The 18,300-nt window shown below is 63.4% G+C and carries 18 protein-coding genes; 10 read left to right on the forward strand and 8 right to left on the reverse strand.

Annotation, left to right across the window (positions count from 1 at the left end):
• Positions 1–74: 74 nt before the first annotated feature.
• A complete protein-coding gene (locus tag GC425_RS02635; protein WP_192930358.1) occupies positions 75–833 on the reverse strand; it encodes a LysR family transcriptional regulator substrate-binding protein in 759 nt (252 codons plus the stop codon).
• 122 nt (positions 834–955) lie between these two features.
• On the opposite strand from GC425_RS02635, the gene GC425_RS02640 reads away from it, so the two are divergent.
• Together GC425_RS02640 and GC425_RS02645 are read left to right on the forward strand one after the other, a co-directional pair.
• Entirely contained in the window at positions 956–1,282 is a 327-nt protein-coding gene (locus GC425_RS02640; RefSeq protein ID WP_187767991.1) for a DUF5997 family protein, read from the forward strand.
• Positions 1,283–2,016: 734 nt separating this feature from the next.
• The gene (locus GC425_RS02645) at positions 2,017–3,192 is read left to right on the forward strand and encodes an acyl-CoA dehydrogenase family protein (protein WP_151841893.1); all 1,176 of its coding nucleotides are present in this window, start codon (positions 2,017–2,019) and stop codon (positions 3,190–3,192) included.
• Positions 3,193–3,373: 181 nt separating this feature from the next.
• Here GC425_RS02645 and GC425_RS02650 read toward each other — a convergent pair whose 3' ends face one another.
• The gene (locus GC425_RS02650; RefSeq protein WP_192930390.1) at positions 3,374–3,631 is read right to left on the reverse strand and encodes a MoaD/ThiS family protein; all 258 of its coding nucleotides are present in this window, start codon (positions 3,629–3,631) and stop codon (positions 3,374–3,376) included.
• A 147-nt stretch (positions 3,632–3,778) separates the two neighbouring features.
• Between GC425_RS02650 and GC425_RS02655 the strand changes: the two genes are divergently transcribed.
• From GC425_RS02655 to GC425_RS02685, 7 genes are all read left to right on the forward strand, one after another.
• On the forward strand, positions 3,779–4,750 hold the full coding sequence (locus tag GC425_RS02655) for a molybdenum cofactor biosynthesis protein MoaE (protein WP_151843914.1): 972 nt from the start codon (positions 3,779–3,781) through the stop codon (positions 4,748–4,750).
• Positions 4,747–5,913 carry a ThiF family adenylyltransferase gene (locus GC425_RS02660; protein ID WP_151843913.1) on the forward strand — a complete coding sequence of 389 codons (1,167 nt, stop codon included), beginning with the start codon at positions 4,747–4,749 and terminating at the stop codon, positions 5,911–5,913. Before GC425_RS02655 ends, GC425_RS02660 begins: the two co-directional genes overlap by 4 nt.
• Positions 5,910–7,037: a GTP 3',8-cyclase MoaA gene (gene moaA / locus GC425_RS02665; protein WP_151843912.1), complete on the forward strand. Its 1,128-nt coding sequence runs from the start codon at positions 5,910–5,912 to the stop codon at positions 7,035–7,037. The genes GC425_RS02660 and moaA overlap by 4 nt, the downstream gene beginning before the upstream one ends.
• Positions 7,038–7,043: 6 nt before the next feature.
• Positions 7,044–8,498: a molybdopterin molybdotransferase MoeA gene (locus tag GC425_RS02670; RefSeq protein ID WP_151843911.1), complete on the forward strand. Its 1,455-nt coding sequence runs from the start codon at positions 7,044–7,046 to the stop codon at positions 8,496–8,498.
• A gap of 17 nt (positions 8,499–8,515) precedes the next feature.
• Positions 8,516–8,986 carry a cyclic pyranopterin monophosphate synthase MoaC gene (gene moaC, locus GC425_RS02675; protein ID WP_151841898.1) on the forward strand — a complete coding sequence of 157 codons (471 nt, stop codon included), beginning with the start codon at positions 8,516–8,518 and terminating at the stop codon, positions 8,984–8,986.
• On the forward strand, positions 8,976–9,803 hold the full coding sequence (gene modA / locus GC425_RS02680) for a molybdate ABC transporter substrate-binding protein (RefSeq protein WP_231699684.1): 828 nt from the start codon (positions 8,976–8,978) through the stop codon (positions 9,801–9,803). Before moaC ends, modA begins: the two co-directional genes overlap by 11 nt.
• A 71-nt stretch (positions 9,804–9,874) precedes the next feature.
• The gene (locus GC425_RS02685; RefSeq protein WP_151843910.1) at positions 9,875–12,049 is read left to right on the forward strand and encodes an ATP-binding cassette domain-containing protein; all 2,175 of its coding nucleotides are present in this window, start codon (positions 9,875–9,877) and stop codon (positions 12,047–12,049) included.
• A 92-nt stretch (positions 12,050–12,141) separates the two neighbouring features.
• Here the strand turns inward: GC425_RS02685 and GC425_RS02690 are convergent, their stop codons facing one another.
• Genes GC425_RS02690 through glyA form a run of 3 tightly spaced genes read right to left on the reverse strand, consistent with a single transcriptional unit; the run spans position 12,142 to position 14,903 of the window.
• Positions 12,142–12,960 carry an enoyl-CoA hydratase/isomerase family protein gene (locus GC425_RS02690; RefSeq protein ID WP_151843909.1) on the reverse strand — a complete coding sequence of 273 codons (819 nt, stop codon included), beginning with the start codon at positions 12,958–12,960 and terminating at the stop codon, positions 12,142–12,144.
• 10 nt (positions 12,961–12,970) lie between these two features.
• A complete protein-coding gene (locus GC425_RS02695) occupies positions 12,971–13,600 on the reverse strand; it encodes an isochorismatase family protein (RefSeq protein WP_151843908.1) in 630 nt (209 codons plus the stop codon).
• 1 nt (position 13,601) lies between these two features.
• Entirely contained in the window at positions 13,602–14,903 is a 1,302-nt protein-coding gene (gene glyA, locus GC425_RS02700) for a serine hydroxymethyltransferase (RefSeq protein ID WP_151841902.1), read from the reverse strand.
• A 109-nt stretch (positions 14,904–15,012) separates the two neighbouring features.
• Between glyA and coaA the strand changes: the two genes are divergently transcribed.
• Positions 15,013–16,002 (forward strand): type I pantothenate kinase, encoded by a 990-nt coding sequence (gene coaA / locus GC425_RS02705; RefSeq protein WP_151843907.1) that lies wholly within the window; start codon positions 15,013–15,015, stop codon positions 16,000–16,002.
• 10 nt (positions 16,003–16,012) lie between these two features.
• Here the strand turns inward: coaA and GC425_RS02710 are convergent, their stop codons facing one another.
• Genes GC425_RS02710 through mca form a run of 3 tightly spaced genes read right to left on the reverse strand, consistent with a single transcriptional unit; the run spans position 16,013 to position 18,164 of the window.
• A complete protein-coding gene (locus GC425_RS02710) occupies positions 16,013–16,810 on the reverse strand; it encodes an isoprenyl transferase (RefSeq protein WP_151842416.1) in 798 nt (265 codons plus the stop codon).
• Between the two features lie 32 nt (positions 16,811–16,842).
• A complete protein-coding gene (locus GC425_RS02715; protein ID WP_225723467.1) occupies positions 16,843–17,289 on the reverse strand; it encodes a hypothetical protein in 447 nt (148 codons plus the stop codon).
• Positions 17,286–18,164 (reverse strand): mycothiol conjugate amidase Mca, encoded by an 879-nt coding sequence (gene mca / locus GC425_RS02720; RefSeq protein ID WP_370451972.1) that lies wholly within the window; start codon positions 18,162–18,164, stop codon positions 17,286–17,288. The genes GC425_RS02715 and mca overlap by 4 nt, the downstream gene beginning before the upstream one ends.
• Positions 18,165–18,300 lie beyond the last annotated feature (136 nt).

Raw genomic sequence — 18,300 nt, forward strand, 5'->3', positions numbered from 1 at the left:
CGTGTTTCCACTCGCATGGTCAAGCCATCGTGTGGCTCGTTCTACATCCAGCGTACCGACGTTTCACCCAGGTTTCACCCCCGCTGTTTCTTTTTTCTCCGTTTCGCTGCGCTCTGGGCACTCCCTGTGTTAGCACTTCCGCGCCGTACACGGGCCTTGGTCAGTGCCTGTCGACTGGACCCCGCGCCACGCCCGCGGCAGATCCCCACGAAGTCCTGAATCACCTCGTCATCACGCTCTTTCGCCCACACCACAGCCACACGGGTACCGCCGATTCCGGTGGGCTGAAGAAGATCCCGATGCACCACGCGTGGCTGATTCACGGCGCGCAGTAGCGGCCTCGGAGCAATACACACTCCAACATTTGCTCCGACCACCCCCAGGACCTCGCGCACGGCGTCGATATCAACACGTCCATCGAGGGGCGTGTGATAGAGGATTATTTCGTCGGACAGCTCGGCATGCGTTACCGAATCCATGACCTTGATCGGGTGCTCCTTTGGCGCGGCCACCCCAAGTTGCTCGTCATAGAGGCGCACGTGGTGGTAGTCCTCCCCGGCGTCCTGCTGGGCGGCACTCAGGCGCACGAGGGCGATATCGGCCGCGCCGGACCGGATGTATTTCATGGGGTCGTCCACTTGTGCACCGGCGGCACACCAGCCACGGGTGCGTTCGTCGAAGCGGGAGAACCACTTGTCGGGGACCACGCCGGGGCTGAATACCACCTTCAGGTACTCGGTGGCCGAACGAGAAGGAGTACGACGCTGGCCTCGCGCGGGTTGAGGCGTGCGTGACTGCTGCGGCGAGGATGCTGGCTGAGGCGCAGAGGGCATGGACTCAGTGTAGCCCGCAGCATCGACACTGCAGGTTCCCGCCGCAATTGTGATGGTTTATGCTGACACATATGACTACAGATACTCAGGCGTCCACGTCGGCGTCCCACTCCGGCCCTCCGATGAAGCCGCTGACCGCCGCGAAGAAGCTGGGAATTCACCTTCCTGCGGCTCCCCAGGAGTTTCAGGATCATCCGCTGTCTCACGAGGAGTTCGTGGCGCTGCAGAAGAACCCGCCTGAGTGGTTGGAGACGCTGCGGCGCGAAGGTCCGCATCCTCGGCCGGAGGTTGCGCGCAAGTTGGGAATCACCATCACGGCGCTGAAGAAGCATGGGATGGACCAGGCCCTGACCACCGCTGAGATTAAGGCGCTGCTGGAACATCAGCCGGATTGGCTCCGTGAATCCCGACGCCAGCTGGCCGAAGAACGGGACAACCAGAAGAAGTAGCGGCCGCGGCGCTGTGACACGCGCTGCGCGGCGATGGCGGCTGCCACGTAAAAGCGCCGCACAAAAGGAGGAAGGGTGCATCCCCCACCACCTCAGTGGCGTGGGATGCACCCTCAAATACTGCGGGAACCAAGGTGACGAGCCTTGAGAAGTGTTCCCTCTTTAAAAGATCCACCGTGAACTTCCTACGGGTGACGAGTCCGTGGGCAGTGAACCTTTCGAAGCCTGGTACAACATCCAAAACCGCAGCCTTGCGAGAGGGAGAAGAGAGAAAACCTCTGCATGGGCGAACTAGGGAGTGTTCGTACTGTTGGCTTATCCACAACTGCAGTGCGCCTCGGGTGACTAGCCCTTGACACGTTCACTAAGTTAGCTAATGCTTACCTAGCATGTCAAGACATTTCGCAACATTCATGTTTCCAAATGGGTCAATCTAGCGGAAATACCCAGGTCGCAGGCTTAAAATATTTTTGAAAAAAATTTGGCAAACCCACCCCAGATGCCCCTCACTCCACCCACCCAACCCCCTTCCCTGAGCGGAAATTTCACGACCAGCGCAACGATGGTACTATTTTCATTAGTAACGCGAGATGAGCGTCACACTTTCATGTAAGCCCATCGGCTGAAGCGCTGGTCGCGTCAGCGATGAGGCCACATGCACAAGTGGTTCACAACAGTCAAAGTCGCCCCTGCCCCACCAGGCGGCACGGGTGGTTGAGAGGAAGAACAGAACTATGAAGAATTTCTTGCCACGTAACATCTTCGAAGAAGAGCACAACATGTTCCGCGAGGCCTGCCGCGACTTCGTCAACGCAGAGGTCAAGCCAAACGTTGAGCGCTGGCACGAGCAGGGCTACTGCGACCGCTCCCTGTTCGAGAAGGCCGGCCAGCAGGGTCTGCTGGGCATGATGGCTCCTGAGGAGTTCGGTGGCGGCGGACAGGCCGGCGACTACCGCTTCAACGCCATCCTGTCCGAGGAGCTGGCTGAGGCTGACTCCGGTTCCGTGATCGTGGGAATCCAGACCATCAACGACCTGGTCATCCCTTACCTGGACCGCTTCGCCAACGACGAGCAGAAGGAGCGCTTCCTGAAGCCACTGTGCTCCGGTGAGAAGATCGCCGCACTGGCTATGACCGAGCCTGGCGCAGGTGCTGACCTGGCCGGTATCCGCTCTGTTGCTCGCAAGGACGAGAACGGCGACTTCATCCTGAATGGCGCCAAGACCTTCATCTCCAACGGTGTCCAGGCTGACTTCACCCTGGTTGTTGCCGTCACCAACCCAGAAGCTGGCCGCGCTGGCGTGTCCATGCTGATCATCGAAGATGGCATGGAGGGCTACACCAAGACCGGCCCACTGAAGAAGGTTGGTCTGAAGTCTCAGGACACCGCTGAGCTGTCCTTCGAAGACGTCCGCATCCCTAAGGAGAACCTGCTGGGTGAAGAGGGTGCCGCCTTCGGCTACCTGCGCACCAACCTGGCTCAGGAGCGTCTGTCCATCGCCGTTGGTTCCGTGGCAACCTCTCGCCGCGCCTTCGACCTGGTGTACAAGCACTCCCAGGATCGCAAGACCTTCGGTAACCGCCTGATCGACCACCAGGCATACCGCTGGGAGCTGGCCAAGATGGCTACCGAGATCCAGTCCGCACAGTCCTTCGTGGACGCTGCGATCGTGGAGAAGGTCAACGGCACCCTGGACGAGGTCACCGGCGCTATGGCCAAGTACCTGACCACTGAGCTGCAGATCAAGGTTGTTAACGAGGCACTGCAGCTGCACGGTGGCTACGGCTTCATGATGGAGTACCCAATCGCTACCCACTACCTGGACTCCCGCGTTCAGCCAATCTACGGTGGTCCAAACGAGATCATGATCGAGATCATCTCCCGCCGTCTGGCAAAGGGCGACAAGTAAGCCCCACAGCGCGCTTAAAGCCTGAGCTCTAGGCTCAGGCTCGCCTCCCTAGAGGCACCAAGCCCAGCCGCTCATCCTCCTTCGGGGAGGATGGGCGGCTTTTGCCGTCTGCGCAAGCTTCCGCAAGCCATCGGCACTGCGAAAGGCTCCCCCCCAAGACTCGCTTCCTTCGATACCCGCACTACCCGCCGGCGAAGGGGGGCATCACATCCACCCGGCTGGCGCCTTCCAGGGCCGCGTCCTGATCGCGGCGCATGCCGTCCACAAGGAAGCTGCACTGGGTGAGAACCTCTGCGAGAGAAAGGCCGGCGTCGGTCATCCCTGCGTGGCGACTCCCGAGCAGCGCAATCAGATCAGCGAGCGTGGCAGGAACGTCCTCGATGAGTTCCTGCGACGTACCCGCAGCGGCTTTGGCGGCAGCGAAGTAATGGACGGAGATGCTCATGGTGATTAAGCCTAGCGCCGCCACAACACTGTGGAGTGTAGGGGCGGTTCGGTAGGGTGGATGACGATTCGGCTGCACGCTAAAGCAGTCAGAAGACGCGTGAAGTCGCGCGCGCAACATCGCGCAACATGAGGAGTGAGCATGAGTGAACGTCAGCGAACCGGACTGGTCATCGTCGCGTCGACTCGCGCCGCCCACGGAGTGTACGACGATCGCTCCGGCCCCATCGCCGTGGAATTCCTGCGCGCTCACGGCTTCACCACCCCGGATGCCATCGTTGTCCCCGACGCCCACATAGCCCACGCCGTGGACAGCGCACTGGGTCACAACCCGCCATCTGTGCTGCTCACCTCGGGCGGCACAGGCGTCACCCCAGACGATCTGACTGTGGAGGCTGTCACGCCTCACATCACCAAACCGCTACCCGGGCTGGTGCAGGATTTCTTTGCGCGAGGCCTTGCGCACACGCCGCTGGCGATCACCTCTCGCGCGGTCGCGGGCATTGCTGGTAGCACCGTGGTGATGACGCTTCCGGGGTCCACCGGCGGGGTAAAAGACGGGATCGCCACGCTGGAGCCGGTGCTGCAGCATCTGGTGGAGCTGGTGGAGCTGGAGGACTCGGATGGTTCTGAGGCAGCCGGCACGGCCACAGGTGGCACGGGGCCGGCGGATGGCACGGCTCCGGGTGGCACGGTGCTGCACGCCTCGATCATGTCCACCCCGATCGAGGACGTGGTGGACGCCGCCGTGGCCCAGACCGCCACCGAGGCCGATGGGGCGGTCGTCACGTTCCACGGGGTTGTCCGGAATCACGACGCCGGCCACTCAGTCCTGTCCTTGGACTACACCTGCCACCCCACCGCGGACGCGGAGATCCGACGCGTCGCCGAGGAGGTGGCCAGCGCCTACCCGAACGTGCGCCTGTGGACAGCTCACCGCATTGGGCACTTAGCCATTGGCGACGTGGCTTTTGCTGTGGTTGCCGCCTCTGCTCATCGCGCGGAGGCTTTCGCCGCCTGCTCCCTGCTGACTGATCGGGTAAAGGCTGAGGTCCCGATCTGGAAGGAGCAGCAGCTCAGCGATGGTTCAGCCCAGTGGGTGGGGTTGGAATGAGTGAATACAACAACGCCGAACAGGCAACGCAGGCCGAGCGCTACGCCCGCCAGGTCGCGCTCACTGGTTTCGGGGCCGAGGCCCAGGAGGCACTCGCGGCCTCAACCGTGGCACTCATCGGCGCCGGCGGACTAGGCTCCCCCGCCATCCAATACCTCGCCGGGGCTGGGGTGGGGCGCCTCATCCTCATCGACGACGACGCGGTGGACGAATCCAACCTTCATCGCCAGACCATTCACCCCACGCGTGCAGTGGGGCGGGCCAAGGTGGACTCGGCGCAAGAGGCCGCGCTGGCAATCAACCCGACCATCCAGGTCACCACGTATTGCTGCCGGCTGACGCATTCCAACGCCGATGGGCTGCTCGAGGGCGTGGACGTTGTTCTCGACGGTAGTGATAACTTCCCCACACGGCACATCGCCTCCGCGGCATGCGCCCGGCACGGCATTCCCCACGTGTGGGGCTCGGTGCTGGGATTCCAGGCGCAGCTCAGTGTGTTCTGGGCGGGTCACGGACCAATCTACGAGGACTTATACCCACATCCGCCGGCTCCGGGGAGCGTTCCGAACTGCGCCGAGGCAGGAACCCTGGGCCCCATAGTGGGCGTGGTGGGAAGCGCCATGGCACTGGAGGCCATCAAGCTTCTCACGGGCGTGGGCAAGCCCCTGATGGGCCGCATCGGGTACTTCGATTCCTTGGAGGCCAGCTGGGACTTCGTCCCCCTGCAGGCCGACCCGTCGGTTGCTGGGCGCATCATCGCGCACGGGCCGGTGGTTGATGAGATCCTCACCACCACCGAGGTGCCGCAGGCATGCTACACGGGTGACCTGCCGCTCATCGACGTGCGCGAGGCCCACGAGTTCCAGGCCGCCTTCATCCCTGGCGCCATCCACATTCCCTTAAGTGCCTTGGCGGAGAATCCTTCCGCGTTGGCGATCACCGGCCCGGCCGTGGTGTACTGCGCCGCGGGCGTGCGCAGCGCAACCGCCATCGATGTGTGGCAGAAGCTCGGGGCATCGGGGCTAGTTAACCTGGCGGGAGGTATTCATGCGCACGCGGATCGAGGCGGTCCTCTCACGCGGGATGTGTCGCGGGCGGGAGAGTTGGGCGTCGTTGTTCATCAGGATTCACAGGCAGCCACCGGCGAGGGGGACACGGTATGAGCGTTGTGGCCCTCGGCACCCCCTTCCCACCTGCCCCCAGCACGGCCGAGCGGCGCGACGCCCTAGCCAACCCGGTCCTGGACGATCGCTACGGGCGCGTGGCCCGGGACCTGCGCGTATCCCTCACCGACCGCTGCAACCTGCGCTGCACCTACTGCATGCCCGAGGAAGGGCTGGACTGGATGGCGCAGGACACGGTGCTCAGCAACGACGAGGTGATTCGCCTCATCCGCATCGCGGTGGAGGAACTCGGCATCCGGCACGTGCGCTTCACCGGCGGTGAGCCGCTGCTGCGGCGCGGCCTAGAGGACATCATCGCGGCTACGCATCAGCTGACTACCGACCTGGGGCAGCCCGTGCGCACGGCGCTGACCACCAACGGGCTGGGGTTGGAGAAACGCGCGGCGTCGCTGGCACGAGCCGGGCTGGATCGCGTGAATGTGTCCCTAGATACGATCGACCGGCAGCGCTACGCCACGCTCACCCGACGCGATCGCTTAGACGATGTGCTGGCGGGTATCGAGGCAGCCGTTGCAGCGGGGCTGAATCCCGTGAAAATCAACGCTGTGGTGATGCCGAACACCAATGAAGAAGATATTGTGCCGCTGGCGGAATACTGCCTGGAACATGGCCTTGAACTGCGGTTTATTGAGCAGATGCCGCTGGGGCCACGCGGGCAGTGGCGCCGAGACAACATGGTCACCGCCGAGCAGATCCTGGAGCGGCTGGGCGAGCGCTTTCACCTGTCCCCGGTGGTGGAGCCGCGTGGGTCGGCGCCGGCGGAGCTGTGGACGGCGGTGGCGCGCGACGGTGGGCGCGAGCAGGACACGGCGCGCGGGCAGGACAGCGCGCGGCTGCAGGGGACGATCGGCGTGATTGCGTCGGTCACGCATTCCTTTTGCGGCGCGTGCGATCGCACCCGCCTTACAGCCGATGGCGCGGTCCGGACATGCCTGTTCGCCCGGACGGAAACTTCGCTGCGGCAGGCGATGCGTCAGGGCGCCAGCGACCTGGAGCTGGCGGACATGTGGCGCGTGGCGATGTGGAGCAAGCTGCCGGGCCATGGCATTGACCGACCGGATTTCCTGCAGCCGCAGAGGCTGATGTCCGCTATCGGCGGGTGAACACAGATGTTGGAGAAGCTGAACAGGCCAGATGAGCCAGAGCGGGAGGAGCACCCGATGAATCAGGCGCACGCAGATCAAGCGCACACCCATCACACGCACGCCGACGGGTGCTGCCCGCCAACGCACCCGCACGGCGCGCAGGGCTACCGCTCCATCGAGGAGCACTACGCTCAGACCATCGCCCTGGCCGAACAATGCAAGATTACGGACACGGCACTGGCCAGCGCCCCTGAGGCGGCAGGACTGTACCTCGCCGAAGACGTGCACGCGCGCCTGCCGATCCCGCCGTGGAACAACTCCGCGATGGACGGTTTCCTGGTCCGTCGGGAGGATGTGCTGGGCAGCAAGCAGTCCCCGGTGGCTCTGCCCATCACTCTTCCCGTGGCTGGCGATGTCCCCGCCGGGCATGCTGCACGCGCCGTCCCGCCGGGCCACGCCGTGCGCATCATGACGGGTGCGCCGATCCGCGAGCAGGACCTGGATCACGTGCTGGTGATTCCCGTGGAGTTCACGAACATTCCCGCCGGCCCGCATCCGCTGCCGACTGAGGTGACGATCCATCAGGTGGGTGGCGCCGCCATCCGTCCTCGAGGTGCGAATATCCAGGTCGGTGACCTGATTGCGCAGGCGGGGTCGCGAGTTGATGCGGGGTTGATCGCCGCGTTCATTTCGGCCGGTACGGTTGATATTTCTGTCCGACGCCCAGCCTCCATCGCCATAGTCTCCAGCGGGGATGAGCTTCTCGACCCGGCGGCTATACGGGGTGGGCTTGCCGAGGGGATGATCCCTGATTCCAACGGTCCGATGCTTGCGGCATTGCTGCGCCAAGCGGGATACAGCCAGGTGACCGTGGCGTACACATCGGATGAGCCTGAGGAGTTTTCCCGCACGCTGGATGAGTTGAGCCAACAGCACGACATGATCATCACCACCGGTGGCGTGTCTGCGGGAGCGTTCGATGTCACGCGTCAGGTGGGTGAGGAAAAGGACGTGTGGTTCGGTCCGGTGAACATGAAGCCGGGGAAGCCGCAGGGGTTGGGGCGGTGGAACAAGGCGATGCTGGTGTGTCTGCCAGGAAACCCTGTGGCGGTGTGGGTGAGCTTTCACATGTTCGTCCGGCCTGCCTTGGATGTGCTGCAGGGGTTGGGGGCACAGCCACGGCGGGTGATCCCGGCGGTGGCTGGTGCTCGTTTCCCTAGCTCGGGAGATCGTACGGGCGCGATGCCGGTGCGGTTAGAGTTCGCGGAGTCGCAGGGTCTTAAGCGCGGGTCTGAACGCGGGTCTGAACGGGGAGCCGAGCAACTGTGCCCTGTGGCTCTCCCCTACTCGGAGTCCCAGTTGGGCAGCCACTTCGTTGGCTCGCTCGGTAATCTGGACGGGATCGTCATCGTGGAGGCCGACCCCAGCCCGTCTGTGCAGCCGGGTGATATCGTGTCGGTTATCGTGACCAGCGGCTAGGAAGGCTCACATTCACCATGGACTTCACTCATCTCGATCATCGCGGCTCCGCCTACATGGTGGATGTCACCGACAAGAAACCCACGGTCCGGACTGCCACGGCGGTCGGGCAGGTAGCGTGCTCCCCTGAGGTGCTGCAGGCTCTTCGCGACGGCACTGTCCCCAAAGGTGATGTCCTGGCGGTGGCACGCATCGCGGGCATCTCCGCGGCAAAGAAGGTGCCCGAGCTGCTGCCCCTGGCTCATACGATCGGGGTGCACGGCTGCTCGGTGGAGCTGGAAATCAAGGATGATCACGTCGCCATCTCCGCGACGGTGCGCACGGCCGATCGCACGGGCGTGGAGATGGAGGCGCTCACGGCTGTGTCCGTTGCGGCGCTGAATGTGATCGACATGGTCAAGGGAGTGGATCGCAGCGCCTACATTCGCACGTGTGGGATCACGGCGAAGTCTGGGGGGCGTTCTGGAGATTGGTCCCGTGAGCTTTAAAAGAACGTCTGTCTCCGAAGACCTCGCCGCACGGCGTTCGATGGCACTGTGGGTGACTCTAGGCCCAGCGCTGTGCCTGGCACTATGCGTGGCACTATCCCTTGCACTGTCCGCGTGCGCCCCATCCACCACGGGCTCGCAGCAGGCGGAGGACCCGGACACACTCACGGTGTTCGGTGCTGCCTCCACGCGGGTGGTGAACGAGGACCTGCAGAAGGAATGGGATCACCCCCTCACCATCGTCAATGGTGGTTCCTCCGGTCTGTTGCAGCAGCTGGCCGACGGTGCCCAGGCCGACGTGCTCATCACCGCGGATAAGACCACGATGGATGCGGCAGTTCAACAGGGCCTTGTACGCGATCCCGTCGCCGTTGCCACAAACACGATGGTGATGGTGGTGCCGAAGGGCAATCCTGCGGGCATTACCGATGTGGACGAGGCGCTGTCCTCTCACCGCCTGGTGCTCTGCGCCCCGCAAGTGCCGTGTGGCCGGACGTCGCAGGCAATTCAGGAGGACCTGGGGCTGCATCTCACGGCGGCGTCGCTGGAACAATCTGTGTCTGACGTGCTGGGCAAGGTGACGTCCGGGCAGGCTCACGCGGGGTGGGTCTATTCCACCGACGCCGCCGCGGCGTCCGACAGCGTCACCTCCATCCCCATCCCTCGTGCTGAGCAGCGCGCCAACACCCTCTATGCGGCAGTGACGACTCACAGCACAGCGACACGTGAGCAGCGCGCCGCCGAGCTCGTCACATACTTATCCAGCAACTCAGCGCGCAGCCTGTGGTCCTCCCACGGGTTTCACCCAGCGGATTAACCAGCTGTATCAGCCCAGCAAGTTAACTGTCACTGAAGGGTGTGTGAGGGCTAGCCGCTACACTTTCAGTCATGATTGCTCCCGCCCACCAACGCCCCGCCCCGGCGGCCACAGCGCTGGCGGCACTGGCCCTCCTGCTGATCGCGGTGCCGCTGCTGGCGCTGTCCCTCAGGGTGCCCTGGGGCGAGGTCGGCACGGTCCTGGCGCAACCAGACACCATCGATCTCCTCAAGGTGACGATCTTTTCCACCGTTCAAGCTACGGCCATCGCGGTGCCCCTCGGGGTGGCGGCCGCGTTGTGGCTCAATGCTCTGCGCGCGGGAACCATGAGCACCCTCATCCTGCGGCTGCTGATGTACCTGCCGCTGGCCCTGCCCCCGGTGGTGGGAGGCTTGGCGCTCAGCGCAGCCTTCGGGGCGACGGGCCTCGCCACTCCCGTCCTGAATGCGCTGGGCCAGGACTTCGCCTTCACGTTCCCGGCTGTGGTGCTCTCGCACGTGTTTATCGCGCTGCCCTTTGTGATCGTCACCATGGACGCCGCCATCGGGCGATTGCCGCGGACGGTGGAGGCTTCGGCGTCGGGGGTAGGTATGGGGCGCGGCGCTATCCTGTGGCGCATCACCCTGCCCGCCCTGGCGCCTGCGATCGGCAGTTCGGTGGGGCTTGCTGCGGCGCGATCGCTGGGTGAGTTCGGGACCACGCTGACGTTTGCCGGTTCCTATCCCGGCGTGACGAGGACGCTGCCGATTGGGGTGTACCTGACGCGCGAATTCAACCCCGATCACGCCTATGTGCTGGCGGTGCTGCTGATTCTTCTGGCTGTCGCGGCGATTCTTCTGACCTTGGCGCCGCAGGGTGTGCGCGCCCTTGTGAGGCGACGCCGCAGCTTACGCACACCCGTAACCCCCGGCGCTGTGGTGCTCCCGCCCATTAAAACCGACGCCGTGGCGCGGGTTCTCTCAGCCCTCCACATCCTTCCGGAATCGGATGCGGGACGGGGACCTGCGGTCGAGATTCGCGCCACGGATAAGGACGGCGCCCCGTGGACGGCGCGCTTTCCTGGCGGGCAGACCACCGCGATCATCGGGGACAACGGGGCCGGCAAGACCACGTTAGCGCAGCTGATTACCGGCGGCTGGACCGGGGCGCGCGTCTCCTTCGAAGGGGACGCAGCACGCGGACAGCGACCGGGTGTGATCCTGTTAACGCAGGATCCGGGGCTACCGTCGACCACCACGGCGCTGAAGGCGGTGGCGATGGTCAGCGGCAACGCGGACGAGGCCCGGCAGCTATTCCGCGCCGCAGGCCTCAGCGACATGGCCGACACCCCCGTGCCGCTGCTGTCCGGTGGGCAGGCAGCCCAGGTTGCCCTGCTGCGAGCGCTCGCGGCGCGGCCGAGGGTGTTGATTCTTGATGAGCCTCTGGCCGCGGTGGATCACGCTAGCGCGGGTCGGTGGAGAGCGATCTTCCAGCAGCTTCGGGGGCTGACTGTGTTGCTGATCTCCCATGATCCGGCAGATATCGCCACGCTTGCGGACTCGGTGGCCGTAATGGAGAAGGGCCGGGTGGTGTCCGTGGACAGTGTGGAGCAGGCGCTGGCGTGCCCTGCGACGGAGTTCGCCGCGTCGATGATGGGGCTAAACCGTGTGATTGGACGAGTGGTCGGACACGTGGACGGCGGCGCGGATGGGGGCATGGACGGACGCGTAATCAGTGACGGTGATGAGTTCGTGGCGGTCCGGGTTCCTGGCGGTAAGGCCGGTGGCTCTGTGAGGTTCGTGGGGGTTCCGAGCCCAGGCACTTCGGGCTCGAGTGAGACATACTCGGATAAGACCTGCTCGGGTGAGACATCCCCGACCGGGACCGTCATCTTCGCGGCCTCAGCGGTGTCCATCACGCGAGGCCAGAGTTCCGTTCCCGACAGCCCTGCCGCGCCGGGTTCAAGCGCCGTGAACTCCAACCCCGCAGACTCCACCCCGCCGGTGAATACTCTCCCCGGAGTGGTTCAGTACCTGGACACGGATGCGCGCACGGGGCACAGTGTGGTCTCGATTGCCCTGCTACCCACTGGCGTCGAAGGGGCTGAAAGCACCGAAAAACCCCAGGGTACCGAAGGCGCACACATGCCACAGCAGCCCACTGTGATCCGAGCGTTGGTCTCCCTCCACACACTCACGGAGCTCTCCCTCGCACCGGGGGACGCAGTGACCGCACGGATTGCGGCCACTGCGGTGACAATCAGATAGTGCCGTTGTGACGCCCGGCGCCCCGGTGCCCTGGCGCCCCGGCAGCTGCTCAGTAGCACATCCGGCGCCTCATCCAGCAGCTGCGGCAGGCGCTACTTGCCAGCGAAGTTCGGCTTCCGCTTCTCCACGAACGCAGTCACCGCTTCCGCATGGTCCTCGGAGTGGAACAACCGCTCCTGCGCCTCAGCCTCCGCGGCAGCAGCCGCATTGATCTTGGACGCGCGCTTCACCAGCGCCTTCATCTCCTTGTACGACGCGGTCGGACCAGACGCCAGGCCCGCAGCGAAGGCAGCAACCGTATCGTCCAATACCTCTGGGTCCACCACCTGCTGCACCAGCTGAAGGGACAACGCCTCCTCAGCACCGATCTTCTGATCCAACAGCAGGATCTGCAGCGCACGGGCGCGCCCGACAGTATCCACCAGGGACTGCGACAGACCCGAATCCGCTGCCAAGCCCACGCCGGTGAAGGCTCCCTTGAAGGATGCGGCGCTGCTCATGATGCGGAAGTCTGCGGCCATCGCAATGCCCCAGCCGGCACCGGCGGCAGGTCCCTGTACAGCGGCGATGGTGGGAACCGGGATGTCCAACAGAGCCTCGATCATCGGGTTGTACTCCTCTACAACCTTCTCAAGACCCGTCTTATTCTTCGTGTCCTGCAGCTGCTCCTTCAGGTCCTGTCCGGAACAAAAGGCCCGTCCAGCAGCGCGGAGAACCACAGCGCGAACGGAGCTTCCAGCCTCCGCGGCATCGGTAGCCGCGGTACGGAAGGCGCTGATCAAAGCCAGGCGCAGCTCCTTGTTCAGGGAGTTGAAGGCGTCTGGCCGGTTGATGGTGATGGTGCGCACGCCGTGCGCGTCCTCGATTTGCACGAGGGATGGGGTGGCGTTGTCTGAAGTCTGCTCTATCATAGAACCCACGCTACTGCACGCGGGCACCGGCTTCCGAAAGTTCGTGGAAAACACCCTCAGATGCGTCGGGGTTCACCGGTGAGCACAGCTCGCGCATCACAGTGACACCAAAGCCCTGCTCACAAGCATCCAGCGCGGTGGCGCGCACGCAAAACTCCGTAGCGATACCGCAGACCACCACGTCGGTGATTCCAGCAGAGCGCAGCCACTCCCCCAACAGCACCTCTTGGTCGCTCGCTGCATCCCCGTCGCGAGCCGTATCTACGCCCGGGTCGCGATGAGCTTCAAAACCGGAGTAGGCGGCGGTGTATTCCCCTTTGAGGAACCACTGCTCAATCAGATCAGTGTCCAGATTGGCATGAGGCTGCGCGCCGCGAGACCCCGCCACGCAGTGCACGGGCCAGGTCGTCACAAAGTCGGGCTCCTCGCCCTCGGGCGCGAAGTGCCCCTCCGGGTCAATATGCCAATCTTTGGTGCCCACCACCACGCCATAGGTGGTTGCACGCAGATGGTCCGTGATCAACGACGCCACCGCCGCGCCCCGCCCCGTTGCCAATGAACCATCCACGAAGTCATTCTGGACGTCGACGACAATGAGGGCTGTTGAGGAGCGCGCTGTGGCGTCGTTCATCTCGGTCATGCTAGGCCAGCTTCCACTCCTCGAGGCCTTCGTACAGCGGGAAGTCCTCAGCGATCTTGGAAACGCGGGCGCGCAGGGCCTCCACGTCAGCGTTGCCAGCCAGGGCGGTGCCGATCACGTCAGCAACCTCGGTGAAGGCGGCAGCATCCAAGCCACGGGATGCCAGTGCGGAGGCACCGATGCGCAGGCCGGAGGTCACCATGGGTGGGCGTGGGTCGAACGGCACGGCGTTGCGGTTAACGGTGATGCCCACCTCGTGCAGCAGATCCTCAGCCTGCTGGCCGTCCAGCTCGGAGTTACGCAGGTCTGCCAGGACCAGGTGCACGTCGGTGCCACCGGTCAGCACCTGCACGCCGGCAGCCTTGGTGTCCTCACCGTTCAGGCGCTCAGCGATGATCTGGGCGCCCTCCAGGGTGCGGCGCTGACGGTCGCGGAACTCCTCAGTCTGAGCAACCTTCATCGCCACAGCCTTCGCTGCCACCACGTGCATCAGCGGGCCACCCTGCTGTCCCGGGAAGACAGCGGAGTTCAGCTTCTTGGCGTACTCCTGCTTGGACAGGATCAGACCGGAGCGAGGACCGCCCAGGGTCTTGTGCACGGTGGTGGACACCACGTCTGCGTGTGGCACTGGGGATGGGTGCAGGTCCGCAGCCACGAGGCCTGCGAAGTGAGCCATGTCCACCCACAGCTTGGCGCCCACTTCATCGGCGATGGACTTGAAGGCCGCGAAGTCCTGGTGGCGAGGGTAGGCAGACCAACCTGCGATCATCACCTGTGGCTTTTCCTTCAACGCCTGCTCGCGGACCTTGTCCATGTCAATGCGGAAGGTCTCTGGGTCCACTTCGTAGGCAACAACGTCGTAGAGCTTTCCGGAGAAGTTCAGGTGCATGCCGTGGGTCAGGTGACCACCGTGTGCCAGGGACAGGCCCATGATCTTATCGCCAGGGTTGGCCAGCGCCATCAGGACTGCAGCGTTAGCCTGCGCACCGGCGTGTGGCTGCACGTTCGCGAACTCTGCGCCGAATACGGCCTTCGCACGGTCGCGCGCCAGGTCCTCGATGATGTCTACGTGCTCGCAGCCGCCGTAGTAGCGGCGGCCTGGGTAACCTTCTGCGTACTTGTTGGTCAGTACGGAGCCCTGTGCCTGCAGCACTGCGCGGGGGACGAAGTTCTCGGAGGCGATCATCTCCAGGGTGTTGCGCTGGCGACTCAGCTCGCCGGCGATGGCGTTGTTTACCTCGGGGTCGAACTCGCTGAGTGGGATGTTGTGCTGCAGCTGATTGTTCTGTGGCGTTTCAGTCATCAGACAATGGGCCTTTCGAAGAAGGGAAATGGTTTTCCTGAAAAGTCTAACCTTTATCCTCTACATTGCAATTTTCCCATTGACCCCGTTTAGGTGCACAATTGATGCCATGACGTCCACTGGGTCCTCCCCGCATGCAGCGCAGCCTGCTTTTCCGCAGGAATCACACCACGGCTCCGCCTCAGCCGCGCCGAGCCCGTACATCGAGTTCGACCGCACCCAGTGGCGCGGACTCCGCCAGGCGATGCCACAGGTGCTGTCGGAATGTGAGCTGGAGCGCCTGCGCGGCATCGGTGATGAGATCGACCTGGAGGAAGTCTCCGAGGTCTACCTGCCCCTATCGCGCCTGATCAACCTGCGCGTGGAGGCCCACAAGCAGCTCAATCGCGTCACGGAGGAGTTCCTGGGCAAACCCATGCCGAAGATCCCGTACATCATTGGAGTGTGCGGTTCGGTGGCTGTGGGCAAGTCCACGGTGGCTCGTGTGTTGCAGGTGTTGCTGCAGCGCTGGGAGTCCTCCCCGCGGGTGGATTTGGTGACGACCGATGGTTTCCTCTTCCCCACCGAGGAGCTGGAGCGGCGCCGCTTGCTGCACCGCAAGGGTTTCCCGGAGTCCTACGACCAGGGCGCGCTCCTGCGCTTCGTCACGCAAGTGAAGTCCGGCCGCCGCAATGTGACCGCGCCGGTGTATTCCCACGAGGCGTACGACCGTATCCCCGACGAATTCGTGACGGTCGATTGCCCCGATATTTTGATCGTGGAGGGGCTCAATGTACTGGAGACGGGCCCAACGTTGATGGTCAGTGACCTGTTTGATTTTTCCATTTATGTCGACGCCAAGCGCGAGGACATCGAAGACTGGTACATCAACAGGTTCCTGAAGTTAAAGAACACTGCGTTCCAAGATCCCCAGGCGCACTTCCACCATTTCGCGGAGTTGAGTGATGAGGAGGCGAGCTTCGTCGCCCGCGAGATCTGGCAGACGGTGAACCTCCCCAACTTGATGGAGAACATCCTGCCCACGAGGGTGCGGGCGTCCTTGGTGCTGCGCAAGGGCCCGGATCATCTGGTGCAGAAGGTTCGGATGCGCAAGGTGTAGCGCCTGCCGCTTATTTTCCGAAGCGACGGTGCCGCTGCGAATAATCCCGCAGCGCCCGCAGAAAATCCACGCGCCGAAACGCTGGCCAATACGTGTCCGTAAACCAAATCTCTGAATACGCAGACTGCCACAGCAAGAATCCGCTGAGGCGTTGCTCACCAGACGTACGAATCACCAGATCCGGATCCGGTTGGCCAGACGTGTACATGTGATCCCCCAAAGCCTGCGCGGTAATCTTCTCCGACAGCTCCTCCGGCGCCACCCCATCGGCCACCAGCTCATCCACTAGCTTCTGCACCGCATCCACGATCTCCTGGCGGCCCCCGTAGCCCACGGCCACATTCACCCGCACACCCGTATGTTCCGCGGCCTTTTCCTGGCTACGCTGCAGGCGGCTGCGCAGCGTATCCGGCAACAAGTCCAACTGGCCCACGGTACGAAGCCGGAAGCCTGCCGGGTCGCCGGCCAGCTCGTCGGCAACATCACCGATGATGTCGCACAGCAAGCTCAGCTCCTCCGGACTGCGCTGCAGGTTCTCCGTACTCAGCAGGTACACAGTCACGGTCTCGATGCCCATCTCATCGCACCAGCTGCACATCTCCGCGATCTTCTTCGCACCCACACGGTGACCGTGAGAAACATCGGTGAAGCCATTTTCGCGCGCCCAGCGTCGATTTCCATCGCACATAATCGCCACATGCTGAGGGATCGACTTCCCCTTCAAGGCGCGCACCAGCTGCGCCTCATAGGCTGGATACAAAAGACTGGGAACCTTCACGCCGGGCACCTTCACTGCGGGTATCTTCATGCTGGACGAGGACATGGACACACCTTGAAAAACTAGTCGCGGTCCTCTGCGGAACCAGACTTCGACTGGTTGCGCTCGGCGTCGATGGCATCAGGTCCCTTCAGCGTCCCGGACGACGGAAGGAAACGATCATCAGTCTGCGGCACCTCAGTACGGGCGTACATGACCTTGGAGCGGCCCACGGTCTCGTGGAAGCCCTCCTCCTCCATCTTTGCCTCCAGCGCCTCCTTGTCGAACAGGTCAATGCCCCACTTGTCCGCAAACGCCTTACGACGCTCCATGCGGCGAATGCGCTTGTTCATGTTGAAGCCCAGCAACAAAATTACCAAGGTCAGCGCCACGATCACGAACAAACCCATCGGGCCGGCCTTGCCGAACTCCGGGCCCATCGGACCCCGATTGCTCTGATCCTGCGCAAAGACCATCAGATCCGTGGCATACAACTGCGCATTGCTCAGCGCGACAACTGCAGAGTTCACTGTGCTACTCCTTCTAGACCCTCAAAAAGGTCATGCTCGTAGGGTTCACTGTACTGTGGCAACTCACCAACGCGCGACCTCGCCAGCTCAAACTCCTCGGTAGGCCACACCTTCCGCTGAATATCCGCAGAGCAGAATAGGAACGCGCCCTCGGGATCGATCTGGGTTCCGTGGGCACGCAACGCGTCATCGCGTCGTTCAAACCAATCCCCCACCGGCACCTGCGTGGTGACCCTCTGCATAATGTCAGGCGCAGACTGCCACAGGCGCAGATGCTCCTGCACCGTCTCAGACAGCTCCACGCCTTGATTCTGCAGGTAATCCGTCAGCAGCTCAAAACGCGTCCGGACAAAACCGTGGGTGTAATACAGCTTGGACACCTCCCACGCCTCGCCCAGCTCAGGATGATAGGTGGGATCAGCGGCGGCGTTCCAGGCTTCCATGCTCACCGCATGCACCATTAAGTGATCTGGGTGAGGATAGCCGCCGTTTTCGTCGTAGGTAATGATCACGTGCGGGCGGAACGTGCGGATCACCTTCACCACATCCTGCGTGATAACTTGCGGATCCTGCAACGCAAAGCAGCCCTCCGGCAGTGGTGGCAGCGGATCCCCCTCCGGCAAACCGGAATCAACATAGCCCAGCCACTCGTGCTCCACGCCCAACACGTCCACGGCATCGGCCATCTCACGCTGGCGCAGAATGCGCATCTGCATCAAAGGATCCAGGTCGGAAAACAGGCTCAAGCCTTCGAAATCGTCGTAGCCGCCCAGCTGGCCGTCCGTGGAATAGTACGGGTTCAAAATGTCCCCACGCTCACCGCCCGTGCAGGTCAGGACCTTGACACGGTGGCCCTCGTCGACATAACGCGCCATGGTGGCCGCGCCCTTGCTGGATTCGTCATCCGGGTGGGCGTGAATCGCCAAGACACGATACTTAGGGCCGGCTGGCTGCTCGGAATGAGGAGAATGCACGATAACTGGAACCTTCAGAATCTCACAGGGGTCAGTG

The organism is Corynebacterium sp. zg254, from assembly GCF_024701495.1.
Lineage (GTDB): Bacteria > Actinomycetota > Actinomycetes > Mycobacteriales > Mycobacteriaceae > Corynebacterium > Corynebacterium zhongnanshanii.